12 protein-coding genes are annotated in these 13,441 nt (G+C 62.1%); 10 read left to right on the forward strand and 2 right to left on the reverse strand.

The features are described 5' to 3' along the window. The first annotated feature begins 66 nt into the window (after positions 1–66). The 3 genes from TQ38_RS16960 to TQ38_RS16970 are packed head-to-tail and all read left to right on the forward strand — an operon-like array spanning position 67 to position 4,444. Complete coding sequence (locus tag TQ38_RS16960) at positions 67–2,352, forward strand: TonB-dependent receptor (protein WP_043974814.1); 2,286 nt, start codon at positions 67–69, stop codon at positions 2,350–2,352. Continuing rightward, on the forward strand, positions 2,349–2,939 hold the full coding sequence (locus TQ38_RS16965; RefSeq protein WP_240198112.1) for a hypothetical protein: 591 nt from the start codon (positions 2,349–2,351) through the stop codon (positions 2,937–2,939). The genes TQ38_RS16960 and TQ38_RS16965 overlap by 4 nt, the downstream gene beginning before the upstream one ends. Then, the gene (locus tag TQ38_RS16970; RefSeq protein ID WP_043974816.1) at positions 2,936–4,444 is read left to right on the forward strand and encodes a PepSY domain-containing protein; all 1,509 of its coding nucleotides are present in this window, start codon (positions 2,936–2,938) and stop codon (positions 4,442–4,444) included. Before TQ38_RS16965 ends, TQ38_RS16970 begins: the two co-directional genes overlap by 4 nt. Positions 4,445–4,721: 277 nt before the next feature. Here the strand turns inward: TQ38_RS16970 and TQ38_RS30015 are convergent, their stop codons facing one another. After that, positions 4,722–4,868, reverse strand: coding sequence for a hypothetical protein (locus tag TQ38_RS30015; protein ID WP_162792275.1), 147 nt, complete (start codon positions 4,866–4,868; stop codon positions 4,722–4,724). A gap of 300 nt (positions 4,869–5,168) precedes the next feature. On the opposite strand from TQ38_RS30015, the gene TQ38_RS16975 reads away from it, so the two are divergent. From TQ38_RS16975 to TQ38_RS16995, 6 genes are all read left to right on the forward strand, one after another. Continuing rightward, on the forward strand, positions 5,169–5,819 hold the full coding sequence (locus tag TQ38_RS16975) for a DedA family protein (protein WP_043974819.1): 651 nt from the start codon (positions 5,169–5,171) through the stop codon (positions 5,817–5,819). Positions 5,820–5,857: 38 nt separating this feature from the next. Then, a complete protein-coding gene (locus tag TQ38_RS31455) occupies positions 5,858–7,411 on the forward strand; it encodes a transporter associated domain-containing protein (protein WP_043974821.1) in 1,554 nt (517 codons plus the stop codon). Between the two features lie 45 nt (positions 7,412–7,456). Next, positions 7,457–7,660, forward strand: a complete 204-nt coding sequence (locus TQ38_RS31460) for a response regulator transcription factor (protein WP_370059817.1) — start codon at positions 7,457–7,459, stop codon at positions 7,658–7,660. Positions 7,661–7,666: 6 nt separating this feature from the next. Then, positions 7,667–8,131: a response regulator transcription factor gene (locus tag TQ38_RS16985; RefSeq protein ID WP_370059818.1), complete on the forward strand. Its 465-nt coding sequence runs from the start codon at positions 7,667–7,669 to the stop codon at positions 8,129–8,131. Continuing rightward, the gene (locus TQ38_RS16990; RefSeq protein ID WP_052505664.1) at positions 8,124–9,521 is read left to right on the forward strand and encodes a HAMP domain-containing sensor histidine kinase; all 1,398 of its coding nucleotides are present in this window, start codon (positions 8,124–8,126) and stop codon (positions 9,519–9,521) included. Before TQ38_RS16985 ends, TQ38_RS16990 begins: the two co-directional genes overlap by 8 nt. Positions 9,522–9,746: 225 nt before the next feature. Next, a complete protein-coding gene (locus tag TQ38_RS16995; protein ID WP_240198113.1) occupies positions 9,747–11,864 on the forward strand; it encodes a TonB-dependent siderophore receptor in 2,118 nt (705 codons plus the stop codon). Between the two features lie 419 nt (positions 11,865–12,283). Here TQ38_RS16995 and TQ38_RS17000 read toward each other — a convergent pair whose 3' ends face one another. Continuing rightward, positions 12,284–12,847 (reverse strand): DUF4142 domain-containing protein, encoded by a 564-nt coding sequence (locus TQ38_RS17000; RefSeq protein ID WP_043974822.1) that lies wholly within the window; start codon positions 12,845–12,847, stop codon positions 12,284–12,286. A gap of 140 nt (positions 12,848–12,987) precedes the next feature. Between TQ38_RS17000 and TQ38_RS17005 the strand changes: the two genes are divergently transcribed. Further along, on the forward strand, positions 12,988–13,401 hold the full coding sequence (locus TQ38_RS17005; protein ID WP_043974825.1) for a DUF3597 domain-containing protein: 414 nt from the start codon (positions 12,988–12,990) through the stop codon (positions 13,399–13,401). The last annotated feature ends 40 nt before the right edge of the window (positions 13,402–13,441 follow it).

The following is a 13,441-nucleotide window of genomic DNA, read 5'->3' on the forward strand; positions in this document are numbered from 1 at the left end:
TAAAATGCAATTGACTCGCAATATCTATAAAATCTAAGGAGCCTGCCAAGAGGTTAAGGGGGCTTCATGTTCAGATTTTCCGCATTGCTTTCGGGCGTAGCCATGGCCGCGCTCACCGTACCGGCGCAGGCGCAGCAGGCTTATCCGGTCTCCGACGGGGCATCGGCGCCCGGCGACATCATCGTCACCGGCGAAAAAAGCACCCGTACGCTCCAGCAGACGCCGACCAGCATCGCTGTGACGACGTCCGAAAAGATCGAGCGGGAAAACCTGATCACGATTCAAGACGTCTACAACCGCACCGCGAATCTGTCCGAAACGTACGGCTCATCGGGCTTTACCATTCGCGGGGTCAGCAACACCGGCGTCGGCGCCGGCGGGCAGGCAGATGCGGCCAGCGTCTATGTCGACGGCGCGCCGATCCCCAAGTGGGCGCTTTACGGCGGCCCTACCGACATGTGGAATGTGCAGCAGGTGGAAGTGCTGCGTGGGCCGCAGTCGACCATTCAGGGCCTCAATGCGATGGCAGGCGGTATCGTCATCACCAGCAAGGACCCCTCGCTTTCCCGCTGGTCCGGCGATGCCCGTGTTCTGTGGAGCGAATACAACGACCGTACTTTCTCGGCTGCCGTGGGCGGCCCGATCATCGCCGATGAACTGGGCGTGCGCCTCTCCGCAGAGCGGCGCGCCGATCGAGGCATCATCCACAACGTCACGCGCGGCGGCTATGACGACAAACTCAAGTCGCTCAACCTGCGCGGCAAGATGAAGTGGACGCCGGGTGCCATCCCGGGCCTTGAGGCAATCGCCAGCTACAACCGCGTGCGGCGCGACGGCGGCTATCTTTACGAATATGCGCGGACCGATGTACCCGACCCTTTCGGCCACCGCACATCCCTGAGCGACCAGCCCAACAGCGGCAAGATCGACAGCGATCTTGCGGTGCTGAACCTCGGTTATCCGCTCTCGGACCAGCTCAAACTGTCGAGCGTGACGTCGTGGAACCGCTCAAAGGTTCATTCGCAGATCGACAGCGACGGCACGCCTGAGGACATTCAGGCGATCGACAACCGCTATCTCTACAAGACGCTGACGCAGGAACTGCGCCTCAACTTCGAGAGCGACCGTCTGAGCGGACTGCTCGGCGCGTGGTACTATCGCCGCAAGGGGGCCATCGACCAGAACAGCCGGGTCAACATCGCCACGCCGACATCGACCATCACTGGGCTGCTGCAATCGAGCGGTTTCAACGCCGCAACCGCACGGTTCATCAGCAGTGCCTATGCCGCCCAGCTTCCGGTCATTCCCGTTGCCTACAGCGCCGACCAGCCCGAGAAGGTCGAGACCATGGCGCTGTTCGGCGATGCCCGCTTCAAACTGACCGACCAGTTGACCCTGATCGGCGGCTTTCGTTTCGACCATGAACGCAACCGCTACGCCGCCGAGACCGTGGCAGCCTTCAACGGCACCTTACCGGACGTAAACTTCATGGGCGCCGCTTTTGCGCCGGTAATCAGCGTCATTAACCGGGGCGTGCTCGGCCTCGTCGCAGATGCATCCTCGCCGCTGGCGTCGAACACCCGCACGTTCAACGCCTTCCTGCCCAAGGCGGGCGTGAGCATGGACTGGACGCCGGACCTGACCACCGCCTTCACCGTCCAGCGTGCCTATCGCTCCGGCGGGTCGAGCCAGAACCCGGCGCGAGCCGAACTGTTGCCCTACGACCCTGAATTCAGCTGGAACTACGAAGGGTCGCTGCGTTCGAAGTGGCTGGGCGGCCGGCTCGTGCTGAACGCCAACCTGTTCTACATGGAGTGGAAGGATCAGCAGGTCACCGCCTATTTTGGCGCGAACGCCTATGACTACAACACCGTCAATGCCGCCGGATCGCACCTTTACGGCTTCGAGGTGGAGGCAAACGCGAAGGTGGCGAACGGGATCGATCTTTACGCATCGATCGGCCACGTCCGCACCAAATTCGACGATTTCACTCTGCCCACAGGCGCAACCAGTGACCTTGACCTGCAGGGCACCCAGTTCCCCTATGCCCCGCGCTGGACGCTGTCGGGAGGCATCAATGGCCAGTTCGGCGGCGGCTTCACTGCCAACCTCAACGCCAGTTACCGCACCTCGGTCTTCACAGGCGTCGGGCAGGACCAGGGGCAATTCAAGGTTTCGGGCCGGACCGTGGTCAACGGCAAGCTGGGCTATGAAACGCAGAACTGGTCGGTCTTCGTGTTTGCCCGCAACCTGCTGAACGAGAAATACGCCCAATACGCCTACAAGGCCATCAACCAGGCCATTCTGGGCGATCCCCAGACGTTCGGCGTCGGCGCAGGCGTCCACTGGTGACCTTGCCGGAAAGCCTCGTTCCCGTCATCATACTCTTGGCGGGCGGGGCCCTTGGCGCGGCGCTGCTGCGCCGCTCTTGGCTGCGGCGTAATGGCTCGGCGATTGCGCTGATCATGGCGGGCTGGGCAATATTGCTTGGCCTTCTGCTTGCCTCGGCCTGGTTGGTCGGCCCTGTAAAGGGCGTGGCCGTGGCATGCGTGATGGAGGGCATCGGCGGATTGTCAGTGATCGGGCTGGGCCGCGTTCGCCGCAAGGCCGTGCGCCTGCGCGAAGCTGACGCCGTGCCCGAGCCGTTGGAGGAGCCGGGCCGTTTCTGGCGCGGCGTTCTGCGCACGCTGCTGGCCGGGCCCTTGGGCATGACCGCCGCAATGGCGGCCGCCTTCTGCATCACGGTCTACCTGCCGGGCGACCCGCGTACACGCATCGTCATCGGCGGACTGCTGATGCCGGTTCTATGGGGCCTTGCCATGACATGGACGCTGGCCGACCGCCGCCTGCTGCGCGCCGCCGCGGTACTGGTCGGCACGAGCGTGGCCGGCTTCGGCCTCGGCATGTTGGGCAACATGGTTCTGGGAGGCTCAGCATGATCGAAAAGGCCACACCCAACACACGGGCCAAGCAGTGGCGCTGGCCAATCTCGCCCGAGACAGTGCGTTCGGTGCTGAGCAGCCACTCCGTGCTCGGCCTCGCTTTCGCGGCGGTAATCTACCTCGTCTGCCTGACCGGAACCGTGGCGGTCATGGCGCCCGACCTCGAACGCTGGGAAGTGCCGGCCACACCCATAGCCGCCACGCTCTCCGACGCGGCTGCAGCGCGCGCCATTGCGGATGGCGCAAGGCATACGCCCTCAGACGCGACGCTCTACCTCAACCTGCCGTCACCGGCGATGGAGGGCGCCACACTTGTCGCCTACAGCCCAACGTTCGAGCGCAAGTGGTCCGTCTCCCAAGATGGCCGGTTGGCACCGCTGGAAGCGGCCTGGACCGAATTCCTGATCCACCTTCACGTCAACCTGCACCTGCCGCGCAGTTGGGGCGAGTTCATCGTCGGGCTGACCGGGGTGGCGCTGCTCTCCTCGCTGGTCTCCGGCATTCTCGCTCACCCGCGCGTTCTGCGCGATGCGTTTCACCTGCGGCTCGGCGGATCGCGGCGATTGCAGGAAGCCGACCTGCACAACCGGCTGGGCATCTGGGCCCTGCCGTTCCATTTCACCCTTGCCCTGACCGGCGCATTGCTGGGACTGAGCACGGTAATCGTCGCCGTGCTGGCGCTGCTTCTTTATCGGGGCGATATGGGCAAGGTGTACGAACTGTTCCTGGACCCGCCCCCGCCCGTCAATGCCGGTGCGGCACCCTTGCCTGACATCGCAGCGCTGATTGCACGGGCCCGTGCCCACTCCCCGAAGGCCCAGCCGCAGAGCGTGATCGTGGCCCGCCCCGGCCGGGCGGACATGCGCATCTCTGTCCATGGCCGCCGCTCAAAGCTGCTGGTCCAGCAGGACGAGACGCATTTCGATGCGAAGGGACGGGCCGTCAGCGACGAACATCCCGAAGACATCGTCGCCGGTACCCGCATCCTCGGCGGGATCGGCCAGCTTCACTTCGGCTGGTTCGCCGGGTTGCCGGTGCGCATCGCCTATGCCCTGCTCGGCATCGCGCTTTGCATCGTCACATCCAGCGGCGTGACCATCTGGCTGGCCCGCCGCCGCGATCGTGGCCGCGCCGCGCCGCAGTGGGAACGGATCTGGGCTACCGTCTGCTGGGGCCAGCCCGTCATACTGGCGCTGACCGCACTGGCTTCGAGCCTTGCCCCGGCAATCCCGCTGCCAATGACGTGGCTGGGCCTGACGGTGCTGTCTATCCTGGCATCCGCGCTGGCAAGACGCGTCGAGGGCCCGAGACTTTCCCGGATGTGGCGCTGGGCGTTCGCTACGGTCCTGATAGGCTTGGGCCTGCTGCGCGGCGCTCCTGCTCTGGCGCAAGGCGGATACCTGCTTATCGACGGGTTGATGCTGGCGGGCGGCGCAGGGCTTTTAGTTGCGCTCGTTCGAGGAAGAGCCGGACTGAAAACGAAAGCCCCAGGCCGCACCTGAGGAAGGTGCTGAAGTCGGGAACCCAATCCCCCCCCGGATCACAGCGACCTTGCCCCCGCGGGGCCGAATTCCACCGGCATCGAGAGGTCGGGCTTATCAGCAAGGATCGCCGGAAGCGGTTGGGCGCGGCGGATCATATTAAAGGCTGCCTTGTCCAGCGTTGCCGATCCCGATGTGTGGGCGATGCAGCCCATACATGACTTCCCCTGTGCGGTTCATACGAAACCGCACATCCACCTCGCCGTGATCGCGGGCAGGGCCCCTTTCTCGGCGGGCCTCAATCGGCAATCTGATCGGTGACATGCGAGACGGTTTCGGACCCGTCGTTCAGGTACGCTTCGCAGTGCAGCAAGGCGCTCTGCATCGCTTTAGCAATCGTGCTCCGGCTCAGACCAAGCCGCTCACCAATGTCGGCAATCGGCATCTCGAGATTGATTATTCCCAATGTTCACGGGCAGCTTGTGCACCCCGTTAAAGTCAAATGTATAGGCGGCGGGTGAATTGCCCAGATGCTCATGATCCGCGCTTGTTGGTCTATCCCGACGATCCACCCTTGACGTGGCAATCAGGGTTAGGCCCGGCAGCCGTTGCCCCCATATGATTCCTCGTGTTTCATTCTCCCCGTCTCATTACGGTGGACCGCTCGCATCAACAGTCCAGAAGCCTTCAAAGCCAGTCAATGCACTGCGAGCTTAGTTTTGGAATCCATGCGGAGCTTTGAGCCATGGAAGAGTTGATCGCCAGGGTCACGGGCTTCGTGACCGTCCACGGCGTATGGGCCGGCCCCATCGTCGGGCTCCTGTCCTTTGGGGAATCGCTGGCGATCGTCGGCATGTTCATTCCCGCCACTGCAGTCATGCTCGGCATTGGAGGGCTCGTCGGCACGAAAGTGCTCGATCCGGTGCCAATCATATTCTGGGCAGTAGGCGGGGCGATACTCGGGGACTGGGTTTCGTACTGGATCGGCCGCAGGATAGGCCCTTCGGTCTATCATCGCTGGCCGCTCAAGTCGCACCGCGCGATGGTTGCCCGCACGCGGCTGTTCTTCCGCAAATACGGGTTCATGGCCGTATTTCTCGGCCGCTTCCTGGGGCCGATCCGGGCGACCGTCCCCCTCGTCGCCGGAGTTATGGAAATGGCCCGGCGCCCCTTCCAGATCGCCAATTTCGCGTCTGCCGTCACCTGGGTCCCGCTGATGTTCCTGCCCGGCGTGCTGGCGACGCGGGTTACGGGGTTCGGCGCTCGGATCACGGAAACGCATCTGTTCCTGTTTGGCGCAGGAATCGTCGCCATCACGTTGGGAGCGATGGCGATCACCTCCAGAGTGCTTGGCGGCACCCGTCGCAAACGCAGGCCCAGAGGCCCCAAACCGTGACCGACGCCTCCTCCACTTCCACGAAAGCCTGAAGCACTATGGAGTTTCTTTTCGATCCGACGATCTGGGCGGGGCTGCTTACGCTGATCGTCCTCGAAGTCGTGCTGGGCATAGATAACCTGGTCTTCATCGCAATTCTCGCCGACAAGCTGCCCGTGCACCTGAGAGACCGGGCCCGCCTTGTCGGCCTTTCGCTGGCGTTGATCATCCGGGTTGGCCTGCTCGCCAGCCTCTCCTGGATCGTCGGCCTGACGGCTCCGGCCCTGTCTGTGGCCGGATGGGACTTCTCGTGGCGCGACATAATCCTGGCCGGGGGCGGGATATTCCTGCTGATCAAGGCCACGATGGAAATCCACGAACGTCTGGAAGGCGAGGAAGACCATGCCGGCAACGAAGGAGCCCGCGCATCGTTCTGGATTGTGATCGCGCAGATTCTTGCTTTGGACGCGGTCTTCTCACTCGACTCCATCATCACAGCCGTTGGCATGGTCGATCACCTGTGGGTCATGATGTGCGCCGTCGTCATTGCGATGGGCATCATGATTGCCGCCAGCAAGCCGCTGACCGCCTTCGTCGGGCGGCACCCGACGGTCATAATCCTGTGCCTGAGCTTCCTTCTGCTGATCGGCTTCAGCCTCGTCGCGGAGGGCTTCGGTTTCCATCTGCCCAAGGGCTATCTCTATGCCGCCATCGGTTTTTCCATCCTGATCGAGAGCTTCAACCAGTTCAGTTCGCATAACCGGCGCCGGGCGCTGGCGGCCGTCCCCATGCGCCAACGCGCCGCCGCCGGCATCTACCGCCTCCTGACACCGCGATCGCGTGCCGGGGAGATCGTGGAAGCTGCGGGCGCCCTGCCAGCGTCGGAAAACGAGGAGGAGGAAGGCCCATTCCAACCGGCCGAAAGAGACATGATCCATGGCGTCATTGCGCTGGCCGAACTTCCGGTCAGCGCCATCATGACCTCACGCGAGGACATCTTCTGGCTCGATGTCACGCAAGATGCACGCGCCGGTTTCGACCGCTTGATCGACAGCGGCCGCACCCGCGTGCTGCTTTGCCGCGGTGTTCTGGACGAACTTCTGGGCGTAGCCGAAACGCGCCGGCTGGTGCCCGCCATGCTGATGCAGGACAAGCCTGATCTCACCGCTTTTGCCGAGCGCCCCTTGGTCGTGCACGAAGACATCACGGCCCTGAAGCTGATCGATGTGCTGCGCGAAACCGACGAACGCTTTGCCGTCGTCGTCGACGGGCGCGGCAACATCGACGGCGTGGTGACCGCCACCGACATCTTCGCCGCAATCGCAGGCGACCTTGCCGACGACGAGGACGAAGCCGAATGGGACAGGATCGACGAACACACGATCGAGGCGGACGGCACGATCCCACTGGCCGAACTGGCCAGCGTCATCGACATGAGGCAGTGGCCTCAGGCGGGGAGATACAGCACGCTCAGCGGGTTCCTCCTGTTTGAATTCGGCCGCATGCCATCCGTGGGTGACCGGTTGGATCGGTTCGGATTTCGCTTCACCGTACTATCGGTGACACCTAGCCGATTGGCCCGGGTGTCCATCGAGGAGCCACGGGACGACTAGCAACCGCCTGCTGGGCATGGCGGAGCAACGAGGCGATACGCGCAGATGCGAATACTGTTGATCGAAGACGATATCGAAATGGCGCGCTTCATCGTCGAGGGATTGGCGGCGGACGGACATGTGACCCTCACGGAAGCCGAAGGCCGTCAGGGACTGCGCCGGGCACAAAGCGAAAGCTGCGACGTGCTGGTCGTCGACCGCATGCTCCCCGATATCGACGGAGCGCAGCTGGTATCCGAGATGCGCTAGTTAGGCATGTCGGAACCAGTACTGATACTGACCTCTCTTGGCGCGATAGAGGACCGGGTGACCGGCCTTGGCAGCGGTGCCGACGACTATCTCGTCAAACCTTTCGCCATGGCGGAGCTGCGAGCACGGATCGGTGCGTTGAGCCGGCGGGGCAAGTCGGGACTTGCCGACACCACCGCCTGCGGCTCCATAAAGATCGACCGGGTTCGCCGCGAAGTCTGGCGTGAGGGCCGACGCATCGTATTGCAACCGCGCGAGTACGAACTGCTCGAACAGCTCATGCGCCAGCCGGACAAGGTCATGTCGCGCGCGATGCTGCTCGAGCAGGTCTGGCATTTCCATTTCGACCCGCAGACCAACATCGTCGAGACGCACATGAGCCGCCTGAGGCAGAAGCTCAATGCCGGATGCGAACGCGATGCGATCCAGACCGTGCGCGGTGTAGGCTACAAGCTGCGCAGTGATGCGTAAGCGTCTGGGAGCCGCCAGCCGCATCGCGCTGTCGTTCATCCTGTTCTACACGGTGGCGACGCTGGCCTTGGGCCTTGCGATCTACCTGATCGGCGATCACGCGCTTCGCGAACAGCTCGACGACCGGATCAGAGCCGAAACCGATTATCTAGTCGACGTATATAGCCGGGGCGGCACGGACACCCTGCGTGAAGTACTGATGCGCAGGGACGACCGGGGGGTCAACATCCTCGGCTACCTGCTGGTGGACGCCGGCGGGCATCGCCTTGGCGGCGAGCTTGCCATTGCCCTGCCCCCGCCCGGTTGGCAGCAAGTGGAATTCCGCGACCATGAGGGCGGCAGGAACGTCGCACGCGCGCTGACCGTGAAGCTTCGGGACGGCAGCGCTCTTACCGTGGCGATGGAACTGGCACCCGCCCTTGAACTGCGCAAAACCGCGCAGATCCTTCTGCTGTGCGGTTTCGGGGCCATGCTGGCTGGGGGAATCCTGGCCGGTGTCCTGCTGACACGCGCGATCCGCTCGCGACTAAACCTGATGACCGCAACGGCCGAAAGCATCATCTCAGGCGACATGAGCCAGCGCGTGCCGATACCCGAGGCGAACGACGAGTTCGGACGCCTCGCGGGAACGCTGAACACGATGCTGGACCGCAATCACGCGTTGATCGACAACCTGCGCCAAGTTTCCAGCGACATCGCCCACGACCTGCGCACGCCGCTCGCACATTTGCGCCAGAGGCTGGAGCGAATGGCAAACACGGCAGCAGACGCCGCCACGCACGAGGAAATCACCGCCTTGATTGAGCAAACCGATGCCATCCTCTCGCTCTTCGGCGCGCTTTTGCGCATCGCGGAAGTCGAAGCCGGTGCGCTTAAACAGTATTTCCGGGTTCTGGACCTAAGTCCGATCATTTGCCGAATATGCGAAAGCTATGTCGCCGTTGCAGAAGATAACGGCAAGACACTGGTTTATAAAATAGAAAACGGCATTCACATCATCGGCGATGAGGACCTGCTCTCCCAAGCCTTGGTCAATCTGCTGGAAAACGCCCTGCGTCATACCCCTCAGGACACGCTGATCCAGGCCGATATGAAGCGCTCGTCGGGCATGGTCGTGATTTCGATCAAAGACAATGGGCCCGGAGTACCTTGTGATGAGATGCAACACCTTGCCCGCCGCTTCACGCGAGGAGACAAGGCCCGCAACAGTCCGGGTTTCGGATTAGGCCTCAACCTCGTCCGTGCCGTGGCGGAAGTGCATCAAGGCGAACTGCGCATTCTCAATCAAGAGCCGGGTTTGGCCGTGGAAATCAGGTTGAATGAAATCCTTTATAAACTCTCGCCGCCGAAGGTCTGCCCGACCACAGGTTGGAACGATCCACGTAGCTGACGTAAGGCGCGATGCCAGCCTGCGTCACATACGTCGCGCCCACATGACGGAAATGTTCGGACTCACTGAATAGCGTCGGTCTTTCCAGACCCAACGCCCGGAAAACGTCGGGATATACCCACGAATACCAGCAAAAATGTCACACATTGCAACAATTCGTATCAAATTGTTGCAATGTTGAAATGCTATTGATAGGCGGTCGCAAAATAGCCACCGGGGGTCAACTTGTCTGAAATTTCTAGCTTCATCCTGACGTCTCGTCTTGCGCGTCTAGTCGCGACGACCGCCATTGCCTTGCCGCTGGCCCTGCCTGCTTACGCCGAGGAGGCTGACAACGCCCCCGACGCCTCGATTACCGTCACGGGTGTGCGCGAAAACGACGGCTATGTCCCGCTTAACTCCGGCGCGGCCAAGATCGCTGTTCCGATCAAGGACCTGCCGCAATCCATCGCCGTTGTTCCTGCCGAAGTGCTGCGCGACCAGCGCGCGATGTCGCTACAGGATGCGCTCAAGAACGTACCCGGCGTCTCGTTCTCGCACGGCGACGGCCAGCGCGATCAGGTGACCATTCGCGGCTTCACCGCAATCGCCGACCAGTACGTCGACGGCTTCCGCGACGACGGCCTTTATTTCCGTGATCTCTCCAACGTCGAGCGTGTCGAGGTCGTCAAAGGCCCGGCCGCCGTGCTTTACGGGCGTGGCTCCTCGGGCGGCCTGATTAACCGCGTCACCAAGCGGCCCAACGTCGACATCATCGGCGGCGCGCTGACTTACGGCTCCAAGAACGTCGCGCGCGGCGAAATCGACCTCGGCCATTTCGACCAGGATTCGGGGGTGGGCTTTCGCGTCACCGGCGCGCTTGAGGACAGCGACAGCTTCCGCGACCAGCAGTTCATCAAACGCGTTGCCGTTGCACCCTCGTTCCTCCTGGGCGAAGGCAGTGATACCTCGATCCTGGTCCAGGCCGATTACCTGAAGGACCGCCGCCTCACCGATTTCGGCATCCCGGCCATCAACGGCCATGTCGTCGACGTGCCGCGTTCGACCTATTACGGCGCCGCCAATGCCAAGGACGTGGACGTCAGCCGCTCTGAAGTGCTGTCGCAGACGGTGACGCTGGCACACCGTTTCTCGGATTCGCTGTCGTTCCGCAACGGGTTGCGCCACTATCGCTACACGCTGGACCGCCACAACACGAATGCCACCGCCGTCAATGCCGCAGCACGCACCGTCACGCTTTCGCACGGCGGCATCCTGCGCGACGAGGACGGCTGGTCGAACCAGTCCGAACTGACTCAGAAGATCGAGCTTGGCGGCACCAAGCATACCATCCTTTACGGGGTCGAATTTGCCCGTCAGGTGAAGGACGCAGACACCGTCAGGTCAAGCGTGGTCGCAGTGACGCCGATTCTCGCTCCTGTGAACCCGGTGCTGTCGAACGCCAACTTCACCACTCTTAGCGCAAGCTCCGTTTCCAAAATGACGACGCGCGGGATCTACGTGCAAGACTTCGTCGACTTTGGCCACGGTATCAAGGCGCTGGTCGGCGTGCGCAACGACAGGTTCAAGCAGGAAACGCGGATCACCATTCCCGCGAACTCCAAACCGCTGGAGCGCGTCGACAACAAGTGGAGCCCCCGCGCGGGCTTGGTCTTCCAGCCTGACGAATCGCAGTCCTATTACGCCTCGTGGAGCAGCAGCTTCCAGCCCTCGGCAGAAACCTTCGCCCTGGCAGCCAATAATGCCGACATCGCGCCCGAGAAGACCACTAACAAGGAAATCGGCGCGAAGTACACTCTGCTGGATAACCGCCTGTCGATCCAGATCGCAGGTTTTGTCCTGAAGCGTACCGGCATCAAGGGCAGCGATCCGGCCAATCCCCAGGTCGTCGTGCCGATTGGCACGCAGCGCACCCGCGGCGTCGAGGTTTCCGGTGCGCTGGACCTGCCCTCGGGCTTCCGCGCGATCGTCGGCTATGCCTATCTCGACGGCGAGGTGACGAAGTCTGCCAATGCGCTGTTCGTCGGCAAGGGATCAACCCTGACGCCAAAGAACTCTGCCAACGTCTTCCTGACGAAGAGCTTCGATGGCCGCTTCGGCGTGGGCGCTGGCGCCAACTATGTCGGCAATCGCTGGGCTGATCCGGCCAACACTACTGTGCTGGAACACTATATCACAGCCGATGCAATGGCCTGGGCGCAAGTCGGCCCGGCGCGCCTGCAGATCAACCTCTATAACGTGTTCGACAAGAACTACATCGTGTCAGGGCATGGCACCTCTGCCATTCTCAACCTGCCGGGCGCCCCGCGCACCGTACTGGGCACGATCCGTTTCGGCCTCTAGCCCACACGGCCCGGGGTCTGTCGCGCAAACGGCAGGCCCCGTTTCCCATCTCGGCAGGCAACCGATCCCGGCCAAAGGCGATCCGCAGCGACGATATCATCACCACGACAGCCTAGCCACCTGCGAGAAACGGGACGGCTCCATTTCTAACGTGGAATCGAATTCTCTTTAGGTCAGTCAGACTACTGCCTTGCGGTTCGAATGATTTGCATCAGTTGCTTACGGATTGAGGATCCGTCGAGATGCTCACGCACATTTGAAAAACTCTCCTTCGCAAGCTGGTCCCGAATTTTCTGAACACTTTGGAAATCGCCGCTCCTGGCAAGCTCGAACGCCCGTTCAATCGTACTCATCGCAGGCCTCCGCTATTTTTTCAGGCCGAATTATCCTAATTTGCGATCGCCCGCTGATGTCGCCGGTCAGATGCTTTTCGCCATGTTGAGGTGCGCCGTCACGATCGGAATCAGTTTCGTAGCAAACGCCTTCAACGAGGCGACCTCGCCGCCTACGGAATAGCCCTTAAGCGCATCGAGCGCCTCTGCGTGTGCAGAGGCCTGAGCAGCCGCATAGGCACGGTCGAAATCAGCGCCGGATTTGGCAGCCAGTTGATCGAGCGTGGCCTTCTGTGCAGCGGTCAGAGCCGCGTTCGGCGTGATAGCCGGCGATGCGGCACCCGCAGCCGCCTTCAGTTCCACTGTCGATTTAGTATGCGCCTCGATCATATCATTGGCGAAAGACTTTATCTTGGCCGTCGTCGCTTTGGTGATCGCAAGCTTGGAACTTTCGATCTCGAATGCATCGCTGGCAGCCGCTATGTTCGCGAAAGCCTGACCCTTGTCTACGTCTTTCACCGCGCTGTCGGTCGCAGAGGTGCTAGCCGGTGCCACGCTGGCTGCTGGCTCGCCTGGAGAGTCAGACTGCTTGTTGCAGCCCGCCAAGCCGAGGGCTGCCAATGATACTGCGAGCAGTAGAGACTGCTTCATGATCGTCGCTCCACGTTGAAAAGTTCCAGATGTCGGCTTAACTACCCGGCGCACCCAAACGTTCCGCAACGCCTTTCTCACCGAAGCGTTGTACATTCGAAGACGCCGCCGAAACTCGCCGGCGCCGGCAGGAGCACGAAATGAGCATCTTCGGAAACATCATGAAAAAGATCTTTCATCACGGCGAAGCCAAGGCAGCACCTGCCGCCGAGGCGACAGCGCCCGTGCCAACTGCGAGCCCTTCGCCGCAACCCGCCCCCGTCACAGCCGCAGCCCCTGCCGCTGCTCCGCAAAGCGTTGACGTTGGCGCAGTGCTGGAGGCGATGGCCGAGATGAATGACGACCACGGGGGCAACTACAGGACTTCGATAGTCGACCTGCTGAAGCTATTGGGCCTTGATTCAAGCCTCACTGCCCGCAAGGAACTCGGCGCGGAGTTGAACGTGCACGCCGGCGCCGATGGATCTGCCGAACAGAACATTGCCCTTCATCGCGCCGTGATGGACAAGCTGGCGGCGAATGGAGGAGTAGTGCCCGACGACTTGCGCGGTTGAAGGCTGATAGAGCCCTGACCTCAGACTGCTCGGCTTGTGC

The sequence above is a fragment of the Novosphingobium sp. P6W genome, from assembly GCF_000876675.2.
In the GTDB taxonomy this organism is placed as follows: domain Bacteria; phylum Pseudomonadota; class Alphaproteobacteria; order Sphingomonadales; family Sphingomonadaceae; genus Novosphingobium.

What these genes read in the sequence shown, in the direction of transcription:
- TQ38_RS16970 (WP_043974816.1), top strand. Translation starts at nt 2,936, where the DNA reads ATGATCGAAAAGGCCACACCCAACACACGGGCCAAGCAGTGGCGCTGG.
- TQ38_RS16985 (WP_370059818.1), top strand. Translation starts at nt 7,667, where the DNA reads ATGTCGGAACCAGTACTGATACTGACCTCTCTTGGCGCGATAGAGGAC.
- TQ38_RS16990 (WP_052505664.1), top strand. Translation starts at nt 8,124, where the DNA reads ATGCGTAAGCGTCTGGGAGCCGCCAGCCGCATCGCGCTGTCGTTCATC.
- TQ38_RS31455 (WP_043974821.1), top strand. Translation starts at nt 5,858, where the DNA reads ATGGAGTTTCTTTTCGATCCGACGATCTGGGCGGGGCTGCTTACGCTG.
- TQ38_RS30015 (WP_162792275.1), bottom strand. Translation starts at nt 4,868, where the DNA reads ATGCCGATTGCCGACATTGGTGAGCGGCTTGGTCTGAGCCGGAGCACG.
- TQ38_RS17005 (WP_043974825.1), top strand. Translation starts at nt 12,988, where the DNA reads ATGAGCATCTTCGGAAACATCATGAAAAAGATCTTTCATCACGGCGAA.
- TQ38_RS31460 (WP_370059817.1), top strand. Translation starts at nt 7,457, where the DNA reads ATGCGAATACTGTTGATCGAAGACGATATCGAAATGGCGCGCTTCATC.
- TQ38_RS17000 (WP_043974822.1), bottom strand. Translation starts at nt 12,847, where the DNA reads ATGAAGCAGTCTCTACTGCTCGCAGTATCATTGGCAGCCCTCGGCTTG.
- TQ38_RS16960 (WP_043974814.1), top strand. Translation starts at nt 67, where the DNA reads ATGTTCAGATTTTCCGCATTGCTTTCGGGCGTAGCCATGGCCGCGCTC.
- TQ38_RS16975 (WP_043974819.1), top strand. Translation starts at nt 5,169, where the DNA reads ATGGAAGAGTTGATCGCCAGGGTCACGGGCTTCGTGACCGTCCACGGC.